At 67.5% G+C, this 14,195-nt stretch carries 14 protein-coding genes; 9 read left to right on the plus strand and 5 right to left on the minus strand.

The window, feature by feature from the left end:
* The first annotated feature begins 30 nt into the window (after positions 1-30).
* The 6 genes from IPV09_RS06580 to tkt all read left to right on the plus strand — a co-directional run bounded on the left by IPV09_RS06580 (position 31) and on the right by tkt (position 8,175).
* Complete coding sequence (locus tag IPV09_RS06580; protein WP_207474445.1) at positions 31-822, plus strand: DeoR/GlpR family DNA-binding transcription regulator; 792 nt, start codon at positions 31-33, stop codon at positions 820-822.
* A gap of 172 nt (positions 823-994) precedes the next feature.
* Entirely contained in the window at positions 995-1,456 is a 462-nt protein-coding gene (locus IPV09_RS06585; RefSeq protein ID WP_207474446.1) for a ribose-5-phosphate isomerase, read from the plus strand.
* Positions 1,457-1,487: 31 nt separating this feature from the next.
* Positions 1,488-2,354 carry an HAD-IIA family hydrolase gene (locus IPV09_RS06590; RefSeq protein WP_207474447.1) on the plus strand — a complete coding sequence of 289 codons (867 nt, stop codon included), beginning with the start codon at positions 1,488-1,490 and terminating at the stop codon, positions 2,352-2,354.
* A gap of 165 nt (positions 2,355-2,519) precedes the next feature.
* Entirely contained in the window at positions 2,520-4,091 is a 1,572-nt protein-coding gene (locus tag IPV09_RS06595; protein WP_207474448.1) for a ribulokinase, read from the plus strand.
* 270 nt (positions 4,092-4,361) lie between these two features.
* Positions 4,362-5,933: a ribulokinase gene (locus tag IPV09_RS06600; protein ID WP_207474449.1), complete on the plus strand. Its 1,572-nt coding sequence runs from the start codon at positions 4,362-4,364 to the stop codon at positions 5,931-5,933.
* Positions 5,934-6,102: 169 nt separating this feature from the next.
* Positions 6,103-8,175 (plus strand): transketolase, encoded by a 2,073-nt coding sequence (gene tkt / locus IPV09_RS06605; RefSeq protein ID WP_207474450.1) that lies wholly within the window; start codon positions 6,103-6,105, stop codon positions 8,173-8,175.
* 88 nt (positions 8,176-8,263) lie between these two features.
* Here tkt and IPV09_RS06610 read toward each other — a convergent pair whose 3' ends face one another.
* Positions 8,264-8,962 carry a YafY family protein gene (locus tag IPV09_RS06610; protein ID WP_207474451.1) on the minus strand — a complete coding sequence of 233 codons (699 nt, stop codon included), beginning with the start codon at positions 8,960-8,962 and terminating at the stop codon, positions 8,264-8,266.
* Positions 8,963-9,044: 82 nt separating this feature from the next.
* On the opposite strand from IPV09_RS06610, the gene IPV09_RS06615 reads away from it, so the two are divergent.
* Positions 9,045-9,794 (plus strand): alpha/beta fold hydrolase, encoded by a 750-nt coding sequence (locus IPV09_RS06615; protein WP_242681318.1) that lies wholly within the window; start codon positions 9,045-9,047, stop codon positions 9,792-9,794.
* Here IPV09_RS06615 and IPV09_RS06620 read toward each other — a convergent pair.
* Positions 9,753-11,036, minus strand: a complete 1,284-nt coding sequence (locus IPV09_RS06620) for an MFS transporter (protein WP_207474453.1) — start codon at positions 11,034-11,036, stop codon at positions 9,753-9,755. The two genes, IPV09_RS06615 and IPV09_RS06620, sit on opposite strands and share 42 nt — an antisense overlap.
* A gap of 80 nt (positions 11,037-11,116) precedes the next feature.
* Here IPV09_RS06620 and IPV09_RS06625 point away from each other — a divergent pair, with 80 nt between their 5' ends.
* Together IPV09_RS06625 and rarD are read left to right on the plus strand one after the other, a co-directional pair.
* Positions 11,117-12,010, plus strand: a complete 894-nt coding sequence (locus IPV09_RS06625; RefSeq protein WP_207474454.1) for a LysR family transcriptional regulator — start codon at positions 11,117-11,119, stop codon at positions 12,008-12,010.
* Complete coding sequence (gene rarD, locus IPV09_RS06630) at positions 12,007-12,975, plus strand: EamA family transporter RarD (protein ID WP_207474455.1); 969 nt, start codon at positions 12,007-12,009, stop codon at positions 12,973-12,975. The genes IPV09_RS06625 and rarD overlap by 4 nt, the downstream gene beginning before the upstream one ends.
* Before the next feature lies 1 nt (position 12,976).
* Here rarD and IPV09_RS06635 read toward each other — a convergent pair whose 3' ends face one another.
* The 3 genes from IPV09_RS06635 to IPV09_RS06645 form a co-directional block, all read right to left on the minus strand.
* Positions 12,977-13,468: an SRPBCC domain-containing protein gene (locus IPV09_RS06635; protein WP_207474456.1), complete on the minus strand. Its 492-nt coding sequence runs from the start codon at positions 13,466-13,468 to the stop codon at positions 12,977-12,979.
* The gene (locus IPV09_RS06640; RefSeq protein WP_207474457.1) at positions 13,465-13,842 is read right to left on the minus strand and encodes a helix-turn-helix domain-containing protein; all 378 of its coding nucleotides are present in this window, start codon (positions 13,840-13,842) and stop codon (positions 13,465-13,467) included. Before IPV09_RS06640 ends, IPV09_RS06635 begins: the two co-directional genes overlap by 4 nt.
* Positions 13,843-13,947: 105 nt before the next feature.
* On the minus strand, positions 13,948-14,195 hold a 248-nt coding region (locus tag IPV09_RS06645; RefSeq protein ID WP_207474458.1), incomplete at its 5' end, for a hypothetical protein.

Genomic DNA, 14,195 nt, shown 5'->3' on the forward strand with positions numbered 1-14,195 from the left:
GGCGTGGACGCCGAGGCAGGTTCCCGCACGATGCATTCGACCCAGACCGCCCGCCGTCATGCCATCGCCGAACTGGTATTTCGTCGGGGTTCGGTGTCCATGGACGAACTGGTCAGCGCCATCGGCGTCTCACTGATGACGCTCTACCGCGACATCGCGGCGCTGGAGGAAGCCGGCATCCTGACCCGCCAACGCGGGCGGGTGAGTGCCCTGGCATCAGGCCTGCACGAGGCGGGGGCCACGTTCCGCCTCGAGACCAATACCGAGGCCAAGGCCGAAATGGCGGCGCATGTTGCGCGGCACATCACCCCCGGCTCATCGCTGCTGCTGGACGACTCCACCTCGGGGGCCTGGGTGCTGCGCGCACTCCACGACGTCACCCCCCTGACCGTCATCACCAACTCGCTGCTGGTGGCCCGCGAGGCCTCGACCCGCTCGGACGTGAAGTTGCTGCTGACGGGTGGTGAGTTCCAGCCGTGGGCCGAGGCCATGCTGGGGCCCACGGCTCTGGCCATGCTGGCCACTGTCCGGGCCGACTACTGCATCCTGTCCGCCAGCGGGCTCGAGGACGGCGTGGTCTACCACCCCTACCAGGACGTCGCCGAGGTGAAGCGGGCGATGCTGCGCGCCGGGCGGCGCAAGATCCTGATGCTGGACCACTCGAAGTTCACCCGCAAGGCGCTGCACGCCTTCGCCGAACTGGGGGAGTTCGACACCGTGCTGGTGGACAGCCGGACCAGTCCCGAGGACGTGGCCATGGTGGCCCGACACACCGCGAGGGTGGTGGTGAGTGAGGCATTGCCGAGCGCAGCCACGCGATGAGTGGCCCCCTGGTCCCCGCCGACAGTCCCCGGGGCTGACCAATGAGTGGGACCCCACCAGAAGTTCACACCCGGGGTGTTTAAACTATAACTATTCGTGTTAACTTGGAGTCATTCACAAGGACGTGACCGGTGTCCCGGCCACTCCCATCTGAAGCAAGAAGGAGAAGATCATGGGGTTCCGTGTCGTTCTTGCCTGCGACAGCGCAGGTGTTGAGTACCGTGACGCAATCAAGGCCGACCTGGCCAAGAACTCGAATGTCGACGAGGTCATCGACGTCGGTGTCGAGGCCGGCGACAACACCGCCTACGCCCACCCGGCCGTCGAGGGTGCCCGCCGGATCGCGGCCGGTGACGCCGACCGCGGCATCTTCATCTGCGGCACCGGCATGGGTGTGGCCATCGCGGCCAACAAGGTCCCCGGCATCCGCGCCTCGGTGGCCCATGACTCGTTCTCGGTCGAGCGTCTGGTCAAGTCCAATGACGGGCAGGTGCTGACCTTGGGGCAGCGCGTCATCGGCATCGAGCTGGCCCGCCGGTTGGCCGGGGAGTTCCTGAACTACACCTTCGACACCGCCTCACCGTCGGCGGCCAAGGTCGACGTCATCTCGTCCTACGAAAAGCCGCAGGCCTGAGCCGGCCCCGACCACAGACAGCGAGCACACCATGAGCCAGGCCCCCGCCACCGCCGTTCACCTGCCCCAGGACCTGTATGACGCCTATGTCTTCGACATGGACGGCACCGTCTACCTGGGCGACCACCTGCTGCCCGGCGCAGCCCGGATGATCAATGAATTGCGGCGGCGGGGGATTGGTGTTCGCTTCCTGTCGAACAATCCCACGAAGGACCCTGAGCAGTACGCCACCAAATTGGCCAAGTTGGGACTTCCCACTGATGTCGCGGACATTGCCAACACGGTGGTCACCACGGCGGGATGGTTGAAGCAGAACCACCCCAATGCGGTGTTGTTCCCCATTGCCGAGGAGCCATTGTGCAACTATTTGCGCAATGAGGGTTTCGAATTGAGTGATGACCCCGAGAAGATCGACATCGTCATCGCTTCCTACGACCGCACCTTCGACTACCGCAAGCTCCAGATCGCCTTCGACGCGCTCTGGTTCCACAAGCGGGCGATCCTGGTGCAGACCAACCCTGACAAGTACTGCCCTTTCCCGGGCGGACGCGGTGAGCCGGACTGCGCCTCGATCGTGGCGGCCATCGAGGCCAGCACCGGGGTGAAGTGCCAGGCCAACTTCGGCAAGCCGGACCCGATCATGCTCACCGAGGCCCTGCGCGGTTTCGGTGTGACCCCTGACCGGGCCGTCATGGTCGGTGACCGACTGGGCACCGACATCAAGATGGCTGTCGATGGTGGGATGACCTCGGCGCTGGTGCTGACCGGCGACTCGACCCTCGAGGAAGCCCAGGCCCTGGCCGACCACGACAAGCCGACCTACATTCTGGATCGCGTCGACCAGCTCATTCCCCAGCACGTGTGGGATGAACTGGGCTGGACACTCGACAACGACTGATCCACCAATAAATGGGGGGCGCCGAGGTCGCGTCCCCCTGTGTTTCGTAGCATCATCGGGGGAGTGGGTGGACGGCGCTGACGCCGTCCCGGGACTCCTGAAACATCTGCAGGGGCGCCCCTCAACGGGTGGGACGCCTGTATTCTTTCGGAGAGGCAAGGTTCAATGTCGAACATCGTTGATGCGGCAGACGGCTACCTGATGGGTATTGACTTCGGCACCGAGAGTGTCCGAGTCGCCATCTTTGACACCAAGGGCACCCCGGTGACGTTCGCCGCCACCCCCTACAAGACGACCCACCCCCGCGGTGGCTGGGCCGAGCAGGACCCCGAGGAGTGGCTGCGCTGCCTGGAGGCCTCCAGCCTCAAGGCGCTGTCGAATGCCGGTATCTCGCCGGCCTCCATCCTGGGCATCTCCTTCGACGCGACCACGATGACGGTCTGTGCGCTGGACAGCAACGGCGTCGCTCTGCGCCCGGCCATCATGTGGATGGACGTGCGTGCCACCGCCCAGGCCGCTCGCGCCGCCGACTCCGACTCCGTCGCCAAGCTGTACAACGGCGCCGGCACGGCCCCCTCGTCGGCTGAGTGGTACCCCTTCAAGGCGGCCTGGCTCAAGGAGAACGAGCCCGACACCTACAACAAGGCCTACCGCCTGATCGACGCCCCCGACTGGATCACCTTCCAGTTGACCGGCGAGTGGACCATCAACATCAACTCCGCCGCCCACCGCATGTACTACAACCGCGAGAAGGGTGGCTGGCCCACCGACTTCTACGAGACCGTCGGCTGCGGCGACGTCTTCGACAAGCTGCCGGAGCGCGTCGTCGACCTGGGTGAGGTCGTCGGCACCCTGACCACCCGCGCCGCGACCCTGCTGGGTCTGCGCCCCGGCATCCCGGTGGCGCAGGGACCGGCCGACGCCTGGGCCGGTCAGATCGGTCTTGGCGTGGTCACCCCGGGCAAGGTGGCCCTGATCACCGGCTCCTCGCACGTGCTCACCGGCCAGGCCGCCGAGCCGATCCATGGCAAGGGCTTCTTCGGGTCCTACACCGATGGCGTCGTCAAGGGCCAGTACACCGTCGAGGGTGGCCAGGTCTCGACCGGTTCAGTGCTGAAGTGGTTCAAGGACAATTTCGCCCGTGACCTGAGCCACGCCGCCGAGCGGATGGGCCTCAACGTCTACGACGTCCTCAACGAACAGTCCAAGCACATCCCGATCGGCTCCGACGGGCTCATCATCAATGAGTACTTCCAGGGCAACCGCACCCCCTACACCGACGGCAAGGCTCGCGGCATCATGTGGGGGCTGTCCCTGGCCCACGGCGCCGACCACATCTACCACGCCATCCAGGAGAGCGTCTGCTACGGCAACGCCCACAACCTGAGGGCGATGGCGGCCCAGGGCTTCCACGCCGAGGAGATCGTGGCCTGTGGCGGTGCCACCAAGAGCCGCGCCTGGATGCAGATGCACGCCGACGTCGCCGGTGTGCCGATCACGCTCACGGAGGTCGGTGACGCCGTCGTGCTGGGTTCGTGCATGCTGGCAGCCGTGGGTGCCGGCGTCTACCCGACCATCCAGGACGCCGCCGACAACATGGTGCACGTGCGCGACACCATCGAGCCGAACGCCGAGGCCACCGAGGAGTACCAGTTCTACGTGGACCAGTACTGCGAGTCCTACCCGGCCCTGCAGGACCTGACCCACACCGTGGTCGACCATGAGGCCGCCAAGTGACGGCCGCCTGGTGAGGGCCGCCTAGGACCTCACCCGACGATGCCCGGACGAACCCTCGTCCGGGCATCGTCGTGCTCGGGGACAATCTGGTCCGCACAGGTCTGTACATGTCTGAACAAGCGTGCAGGCGAGTGAGCGACTGCTGCACGTCCGTCGATCCGGCTGTGAAGCTCTTCACACCGCCGGGGGTGCTGCCTAGTGTGGGCGAGCGTCGCCCACGAGGGCGCATCGGGGTACCAGCCCCGAACCAGCACCTGAAAGGTCTGTTCAATGTCGAACACTGTTGCATCGGCCGACGGCTACTTGATGGGTGTCGACTTCGGCACCGAGAGTGTCCGAGTCGCCATCTTTGACACCCGGGGCACCCCGGTGACCTTCGCGGCCACCCCCTACAAGACCACGCACCCGCGTTCGGGGTGGGCAGAGCAGGACCCCGCGGAATGGCTGAGCTGTCTGGAGGCCTCCAGTCACAAGGCACTGGCCAACGCGGGCATCTCGCCGTCGGCGATCATCGGCATCTCCTACGACGCCACCACGACCACGGTGCTGGCCCTCGACAAGGAGGGCATCCACCTGCGCCCAGCCATCATGTGGATGGACGTGCGCGCCACCAAGGAGGCTGCCCAGGCCGATTCCTCGAACTCGGTGGCCCGCCTGTACAACGGCGACAGCACCGCACCGGCCTCGGCCGAGTGGTTCCCGTTCAAGGCGGCCTGGCTGCGGAACAACGAGCGCGAGACCTACGACGCCGCCTACCGGATCATTGACGCCACCGACTGGGTCACCCACACCCTGACCGGCGAGTGGACGCTCAGCATCAACACCGCCGCCCAGCGCATGTACTACAACCGTGACAAGGGCGGCTGGCCCACCGACTTCTACGAGCACCTGGGCGTCGGCGACATCTTCGACAAGCTGCCCACCGAGGTCCACGACCTGGGCACCCGGATCGGCACCCTCAGCAGCCGGGCCGCGACCCTGATGGGCCTGGTCCCCGGCATCCCGGTCGCGCAGGGCTCGGCCGACGCCTGGGCCGGCGCCATCGGCCTCGGCGTGGTCACCCCCGGCAAGATGGCCCTGATCACCGGCTCGTCGCACGTGATCACCGGCCAGTCCGACAAGCCGATCCACGGGGCCGGCTTCTTCGGGTCCTACACCGACGGTGTGGTCAAGGGCCAGTACACCGTCGAGGGCGGCCAGGTCTCGACCGGCTCGGTGATGAAGTGGTTCAAGGACAACTTCGCCCGTGACCTGGTCATGGCGGCTGACCGTGCCGGGCTGAACGCCTACGACCTGATGGGCCAGCAGTCCAAGCACCTGCCGCCGGGCGCCGACGGCCTGATCATCAACGAGTACTTCCAGGGCAACCGCACCCCCTACGTCGACGGCAAGGCCCGCGGCAACATCTACGGACTGTCGCTGCACCACGGTCCCGAGCACATGTACCGCGCCATCCAGGAGAGCATCTGCTACGGCACCGCGCACAACCTGCGCGTCATGGAGGCACAGGGCTTCCACGCCAAGGAGATCGTCGCCTGCGGTGGCGCGACCCGTGGCCGCGACTTCATGCAGATGCACTCCGACGTGACCGGCGTGCCGATCACCCTGACCGAGGTCGGCGACGCCGTGGTTCTGGGCTCCTGCATGATGGCCGCCGTCGGCGCCGGGGTCTACGCCGACCTGCCGGCCGCCGCCGCGAACATGGTCACCGTCCGCGAGACCCTCGAGCCCCGCAAGGACGTCAACGAGGCCTACCAGTTCTACATCGACAAGTACACCGAGCTGTTCCCCAAGGTGCAGGACACCATCCACGAAATCGTGGACCACGAGGCGTCCAAGTAGTCGCCGCTCGACCTGCCGCGAGGACCCGGTGATCGCACGTGTACCGCGATCACCGGGTCCTCGCACGTTGTTGCCAATCCGTGACCCGCCGCCCCCCCAACGGGCGGCGCCCCATAGGATTGGCCCTGAAACACCGGGGCGGAACAACCGCCACAGGAGAGGATCATTCGTGACTGAGAACACCACCAACGAACTGAGTTGGACCGAGAAGGACCAGCGCGCCGTCGACACCGCTCGAATTCTGGCAGCCGACGCCGTCGAGAAGGTTGGCAACGGCCACCCCGGCACCGCCATCTCGCTCGCGCCCCTCGCGTACCTGCTCTACCAGAAGGTGATGGCCTTCGACCCCGCCGACGACCTGTGGCTGGGCCGCGACCGCTTCGTCCTGTCCGCGGGCCACTCGTCACTGACCCAGTACACCCAGCTCTACCTGGCCGGCGCCGACCTCGAGCTCGAGGACATCGCCAGCCTGCGCACCTGGGGCTCTAAGACCCCCGGACACCCCGAGTACCACCACACCCGGTTCGTCGAGACCACCACCGGCCCGCTCGGCGCCGGCATCTCCAATGCCGTGGGCATGGCCATGGCCGCCCGTCGTGAGCGCGGACTCCTCGACCCCGACGCTCCCGCCGGTGAGTCGCCGTTCGACCGTTTCGTCTACACCATCGCCGGTGACGGCTGCATGCAGGAAGGTGTCGCCTCGGAGGCGAGCTCGCTCGCGGCCACCCAGAACCTGGGCAACCTCGTCCTGATCTACGACGACAACCACATCTCCATCGAGGGTGACACCAAGATCGCCTTCAGCGAGGACGTCCAGGCGCGCTACGCCGCCTACGGCTGGCACACCCAGCACGTCGACTTCACCCATGGCGGCACCAGCTACGAAGAGGACGTCGCCGCCCTCTACGCCGCCATCGAGGAGGCCAAGAAGGTCACCGACAAGCCCTCGTTCATTCGGCTGACCACCGTCATCGGCTGGCCGCTGCCGTCGTTGGCCGGCAACCACTCGGTGCACGGCTCGAAGCTGGGCGCCGAGGAGATCAGCGGGCTGAAGAAGGTGCTCGGCTTCACCGATGAGCCCTTCGCCGTCGACCAGGCCGCCGTCGACCACTCCCGTGGCCAGGCCGCCGAGCGCGGCAAGGCCCTGCACGCTGCCTGGGACGAGAAGTTCGAGGCATGGAAGTCGGCCAACCCGGAGCGCGCCGCCCTGCTGGAGCGCCTGTCCAAGCGCGAACTGCCGGCCGACCTGGAACTGCCGACCTTCACCGACGCCAAGATGTCCACTCGCAAGGCGTCCGGTGAGGTACTCAATGCCCTGGCCTCGCAGCTGCCCGAGCTGTGGGGCGGATCGGCCGACCTGGCCGGCTCGAACAACACCACCATGAAGGGCGAGCCGTCCTTCATGCCGACCGAGCGCAGCAGCGCCGAGTTCACCGGCAACCCCTATGGACGCACGCTGCACTTCGGCATCCGTGAACACGCCATGGGCGGCATCGTCAACGGCATCACCCTGTCGGGGCTGACCCGCCCCTACGGCGCCACCTTCCTGGTGTTCAGCGACTACATGCGCCCGGCGGTCCGCCTGGCCGCCCTGATGGCGGTGCCCAGCATCTTCGTCTGGAGCCACGACTCCGTCGGTGTCGGCGAGGACGGTCCCACCCACCAGCCCATCGAGCACCTGGCTGCCCTGCGCGCCATCCCCGGACTGGACATTGTCCGCCCGGCTGACGCCAACGAGACCGCCGCCGCGTGGAAGGCGATCCTGGAGAACACCGATCGTCCGGCCGGACTGATCCTGTCGCGCCAGGACCTGCCGATCATTGACCGTTCCGCGGGCTTCGCCGGCACCGAGAACGTGGCCAAGGGCGCCTATGTGCTCAAGGAGGCCAGCGCCGAACCCCAGTTGATCCTGATTGCGACCGGCTCCGAGGTTCAGCTGGCCGTCGGTGCCGCCGAGCAGTTCGAGGCCGAGGGTGTGCCGACCCGCGTGGTCTCGATGGTCTGCCAGGAATGGTTCGACGCCCAGGACGTCGACTACCAGGAGTCGGTGCTGCCGACCTCGGTCACCGCCCGGGTCAGCGTCGAGGCCGGCATCTCGCTGGGCTGGAGCAAGTACGTCGGCCCCGCCGGCGCCAGCGTCTCGATCGAGCACTTCGGGGCCTCGGCCTCGGGCAACAAGTGCTTCGAGGAGTTCGGCTTCACCGTCGAGAACGTGGTCGCCACCGCCAAGGGCGTGCTCTGAGCACACCCCGGGGCGCCCTGAGCGCCTGAGTCGATTCACCGGCAGGGACGTCCCCGAGTGGGGGCGTCCCTGTCGTGGTTCCACCGACTCACTCGCTCCGACCGTGCACCGGTCTGGCGTTCGCTGGGGGTTCTCCGACCTCGCCGATGGTGTGGCCGCCGCAAGCCGTCCTGGTGACGCTGGCCCGCTCGATCCGCGACACGGTGAACCATCGCATGGCGTTGCGCAGGCGGCACCACCCCACGAGGTACCACTGGCCGCTGGTGGAGGCGAACAGCACGGGTTCGACGTCGCGGATGGTGGTGGCACCCTCTCGGGAGGTGTAGCGAAGGCGGACGACCCGCTGTTCGGCCATCGCCTCCTCCAGCGCGGACCTGACGGTGCGTGAGGAGCCGGTACTCGCGTTCACCCAGACCCGGCAGGCCAACTCGTCGGCCCGCGCCCGCGTTCTGGGATCCAGGACGTCCAGCATCTTCTGGATGCCGGCTGCTGCCAGATCGGCGTACGGGGCGTCCGGCGCAGCGGACACGGCCGCCATCAGCGCGACGGCCTGCGCGGGGGACAGGCTGACGGGTGGCAGTGACGCGCCCTCGGACAGTCCGTAGCCACCGCCGGGACCGGGGCGCGACCAGACCGGGGCGCCGCTGCGCTCGAGCGCAGCAAGGTCCCTCTTGACGGTGCGCACGGACACGCCGAACTCCCTGGCCAGCCGCTCGGCAGAGCAACCGCGTGACCCGTTGCGGCGCAGCATCTCGGAGAGGGCATGGAGTCGTTCTGCACGCTTCACCGTCGCGACCGCATCAAGTTCATGACATAAATAGTGACATGCACTTGCCCGCAGCGACCCCCAAGCTGGTGTCATGACATCCATGACGAGCAGTCCGACCATCATTCTCATCGCCGGACACTGGCTGGGGGCGTGGGCGTGGGACGAGGTCCTCGAACACCTGGACACCGACCACTCCCGTGCCGTCGCGGTGACGCTGCCAGGTCTGGACGAGGACGATCCTGAACGGACCGCCAAGACCCTCGACGACCAAGTCACAGCGATCCTCGACCTGCTCACCGGGCTCGGGGTCGGCCAGGACCAGCCCGCGACCATCGTCGCCCACAGTGGCGCGAACGCTCCCGTCAGCATGGTCCTTGACCAGCACCCTGAGCTGGTTCATCGGGTGGTGTGGGTCGACTCCGGCCCGGTCGCGACGGGAAGCGTCTTCGCCCCGGACCTCCCGGAGACGGTGGAGGAGCTTGCGCTGCCGTCCTTCGACGTCCTCGGCCAGCAGGCGAGCCTCGACGGTCTGGGCGCGGAGGTCCTCGAGCGGTTTCGGGTGCGGGCCGTCCCCGAACCCGGCCCCGTGCTGCGCCAGCCGGTCGAGCTCACCAATGGTGCCCGCCGCGCGGTCCCGACCACCCTGGTCTGCTGCTCGATCCCGGGCGCGCAGGTGTTGGAGTTGGCCCGTGCGGGCCATCCCATGTTCGCTGAAGTCGCGAAGCTCGAGCATCTCGACGTCATTGACCTGCCGACCGGGCATTGGCCCATGTGGAGCCGTCCCGGCGACCTGGCCGACGCCATCGCGTCAGCGGCGTCCGGAGCGGCGGGTACGGTGCAGCATCAGTGAGGTGATCGCCAACAGGGTCACCATGGCGACGCCGAACCCGACCACCGCAGGCACCAGAGCCATGACTTCAAGGGCCAGGCCGAGCAACATCACCGGAAGAGCCATGCCCACGTAGCCGACCAGGAACAGCCCGGCAATGGCCTCGCCGCGGGCACCCGTCGGGGCCAGCTGGATGACGGTGGCCAGCGCTGCCTTGAAGGTCGTCCCCACGCCAGCCCCCGCCACCGCGCCACCGAGCAGCAGCAGCGCGAGCGACGAGGCGGTGATGGAGGTCACCACCAGTACCACCCCGATGCCGAGCAGGGCCAGACCGAGCGTGGCCTGTCGGGTCGTCGCCCAGCGGGCGGTGATCAGCTGGAAACCGGCCGCGGCTGCGAAGACGACGAACGAGGTCAACCCGGCGATCGCATGGGAGGTGATGCCCAGTTGGCCGCTCACGAACGACGGTGCCAGCGAACTGAACAGCCCGAACATGGCGAAACCGACGAAGACGAGCATGGTAACCGCCCAGTAGCGCCCCCGCGCGGCTTGCGGCACCACCACCCGCTGGGGATGGTAGGACCACGACTCGTCGACGGGGGTGACGGTCTCGGGCACGACCACGACCACCAGCACCCCGACCACCAGCAGGAACGCGAAGACCAGGTAGGGCGTGACCAGCGGGGCGGGTGCGTACTCGGCCAGCACGCCGGCCAGCAGCGGCCCCAACCCCAGACCGCCCACGTTCGCCACGGTGGCGACGGCCTCTGCTCGACCGGGGCCCCGGTCAGGGCGGGCGACGGCGTCGAGTTCGCCCAGGTGGGCGGTGGCGGCCGCAGTCAGCATGCCGATACCCACCCCGGAGACCAGTCGAGCCACCAGCAGACCGGGCAGGTGGTTCCAGGAGAGGAAGACCAATGCTGCCAGCACGTTGAGCAGCACCGCCAGGGCAATCATGCGCCGGCGCCCGAGATGGTCGGACAAGTGGCCCGCGGTGAACAGGCTGGCGACCACCCCGAACGCATAAGTGGCGAAGATCCCGGTCACCGCGAGTGTCGTGAGACCCTGCTGCTCCTGGTACAGCACGTACAGCGGCGCGGGAGACGCAGCAAAGGCCATGGTGACCGCGAAGACCGCGGCGACGGCCCAGAACCCGTGCCGGTGGCGGCGTCGGCGCCGAGCCGTCCCGATGGCAGTCCGACGGTGCGAGACTGCGGGACTCTTCGGCGCGAGGGCGGTGGAGTCGAAGGCCGCGGTGGTCATGGAGCCATTTTCCGATGAATCTTTGATCACGTCCAACGAACGGAGTCGATGGCTAGCATCACCAACGGTGATAATGGCGTATGCAGATCCACCAGTTGGAGTACTTCCTGGCCGTCGCCCACGAACGCAGCTTCACCCACGCGGCCGACCACGTGCGGGTGGTGCAGTCGGCGGTCTCGGCCGGCATCAAGCAACTGGAAGCCGACCTCGGCATGCCGCTGTTCGAGCGGCGTGCCCGGGAGGTGCGGCTGACCCCCGCCGGGGAGGTCCTGCTGCCCCTGGCCCGCCAGGTCATCGACGACCTGCGCGTTGCCCGCGAGGCCGTCGATGCCGTGCGCGGCTCGGTGCGGGGGACAGTGGCCCTGGGAACGATGGTCCACATGGGCAAGGTCGACCTGACCGGAGTCCTCAGTGGCCTGGCTGCCGACTACCCCGACGTGGTGGTCAAACTGCGCCAAACCATCCAGGGCACCCGGACCAGCATGGAGGAGGTGCGCGCCGGCACCCTTGACCTGGCACTGGTCTCGGCCGGGCTGCCCTCGTTGCGGGGGGTCGAGCACCTGGAGCTCTACGCCGAACCCATGGTCTTCGTCTGTCCCAGCACCCATCGACTGGCTGGGCAGACCGAGGTCGACCCCGCCGATGCCGCCGCCGAACCCTTCGTCTCGTTTCCGGAGGGATGGGGAAATCGCACCGAATTCGAGCGCTCTCTCAGCGCGCTCGGCCTGTCGCGGACGATCCGCACTGAGGTGGTGAGCTTCGACCTGGCTCTCGAACTGGTGCAGGCGCGACTGGGGGTGGCCGTGCTGCCCGTGTCGGCAACCATCGGCGCGGCCGGGGTCCATGTCGCGCCGCTGGCGGGATTGGACCTGGTCTGGCGCATCCAACTGGTCTGGGCAGCCCAGCGTCCCTTGTCTGCCGCGGCGCGAGTGTTGGTCGACGCCTTCCGCAGCGGGTCTAGAGTGCTGGGGTGAGCCAATCCATCGACCCCGTCACGCGACCGGGGCCGGTGGCAACCCGGCCCAAGGCCACCAGGCTGGCGCTGGTCACGGGCCTGTCCTGCTACCTGCTGTGGGGCGTCTTCCCCCTGTTCTGGCCGCTGTTGGCAGCGGCGTCCGCCGTCGAGGTGCTGGCCCACCGGATGATCTGGTCGTTCGCCTCGGCGCTGGTGATCCTGCTGGTCACCCGGCACTCGTGGGGCTGGGTGCGGGAGCTGACGGCCAGGCGCTGGTTGTTGTTGGGCGCGGCGGCCGTGGTCATTTCGTTCAACTGGGGTGCGTTCATCTACGCGGTGAACTCCGGCCACGTGGTCGAGTCGTCACTGGGCTACTTCATCAACCCCCTGGTCAGCATGCTGTTCGGTCGGCTCTTCTTCGGTGAACGCTTCGATGCGCGCAACCGAGTGGGCATCACGCTCGCCTTCATCGGCGTGCTGGTGATCGCCTTTGACAGCTGGCGCACCCTGTGGATCTCACTCGTGCTGGCCTTCAGCTTCGGCATCTACGGAGCGCTGAAGAAGTCCATCCCGATGCCGGCGCTGCCGGGGCTGCTGGTCGAATCGGGCATCATGCTGGTCCCCAGCGTGGTCCTGGTGGGGTGGCTCGAGACCCACGGTCAGGGGCACTTCGGCGCACCGAACATGTGGTGGCTGTTCATGGCCGGCGGACTGATCACCATGGTCCCGCTGTGGCTGTTCGCGCACTCGGCCCGAGGGCTGCCACTGGGCACCATAGGGGTGATGCAGTACATCGCGCCCACCATGCAGTTCCTGCTCGGGGTGCTGCTCTTCCGCCAGCCCGTCAGCACCGAGTACTGGTTCGGGCTGGTGGTGGTCTGGACTGGCTGCCTGGTCTACGCCTCCGGCCTTGTCGGTGCCGCCCGGACCCGACAGCAGGCCGCCCCGGACGGGCGACCTGCCGTTGGCCAGGAGGCGGGGTAGGTCACTGCCCCGACATCGGGCGTCCGGTCTCGAGCAGGGTCTTCAGGCCGGCCAGGCTCCAGGGCCAACCGCCGCCCCCGCCCTGGGGCTCGCCGCCGCCGGCCAGTTCGTGGGCCAGCGGCGGATTGTTGGTGGAGTCGTGGGTCAGGGTGACCCGGGTCAGGCCGTTGTCGAACTGGGTCAGTTCCCAGGTCAGGACGGTCGGCTCGGCCTCGGGGTACCAGGCCGGGGCCCAGGTGATCTTGAGGAGCTTGTTCACCTCGACCTCCAGCACCTCGCCCGAGACTGCGATCTCGCCCATGCCGATGGCGCGCATGCTCTCGGTGGTGAAGTTGCGGTAGCTGCCGCCGGGGGTCAGGTCGAACTCGACGTCGCCGCCGTAGCCCCACTGGTTCGTGTACTCCGAGGTGGTGATGGCCTGCCAGACCTTGTCGGCAGGGGCGTCGATGTAGATGCGGTAGACCTGAACGAGGTCTGCGGTGGGCTGGCTCATGATGGCTCCTTGGGGGTGGTGTCGTCCTGGCCCTCGGCGTTGGTCGCCTCAAGCCGCTGTTTCAGGGTGAGCAGGACCGAGGCGATGCCGGCCCGCTCGGTGTACTTGCCGATCCAGCGTTCATGGATGGCCTGGATGGGGACAGGGTTCAGGTAGTGCAGCTTCTCGCGGCCGTGTCTGCGCACGGTCACCAAAGTCGCGTCCTCCAACACCTTCAGGTGCTTGGCGACACCGAACCTGGTCATCGGGGTGTGCTCGTTGACGATGGCCTCGAGTTCTTTGAGTGGGCGGCCGTCCTGCTCGAAGAGGGCGTCCAGGAGCAGCCGACGGACCGGGTCGGCCAACCCCTTGAACACCACGTCATCATCGAGCACACCCCGACATTAGGTGACCAAATAGTCACCTGTCAAGGGTTCGAGGACCTGACCGTGCTCCCACCACGGGGTTTCTCAAGCGCTTCTCGGAATCCAGGTCGGTGCTCACGCGGGCGGCGGATCTATACTCTTGTGAGAGGTGGTTGCGATGATGCGCTCGCCGCGTAGATGGCTGCCCGTGCTGGCAATGGCACTGGTGCTGGTGGGCTGCGGCACCGGTCCTGTCGCCAGCACCTCCCTTCCCGTCATCACCACGCACTCCGCCGTGCCCACCAGTGGGTCGCCCACCAGGCCCAGTCGGACGACGGCCACGCCCGCCCCGCCGGCTGCATCGTCTGCCGGCCCGACTCGTC

This window comes from Tessaracoccus sp. SD287, from assembly GCF_017355265.1.
Classification (GTDB): Bacteria; Actinomycetota; Actinomycetes; order Propionibacteriales; family Propionibacteriaceae; genus Aestuariimicrobium.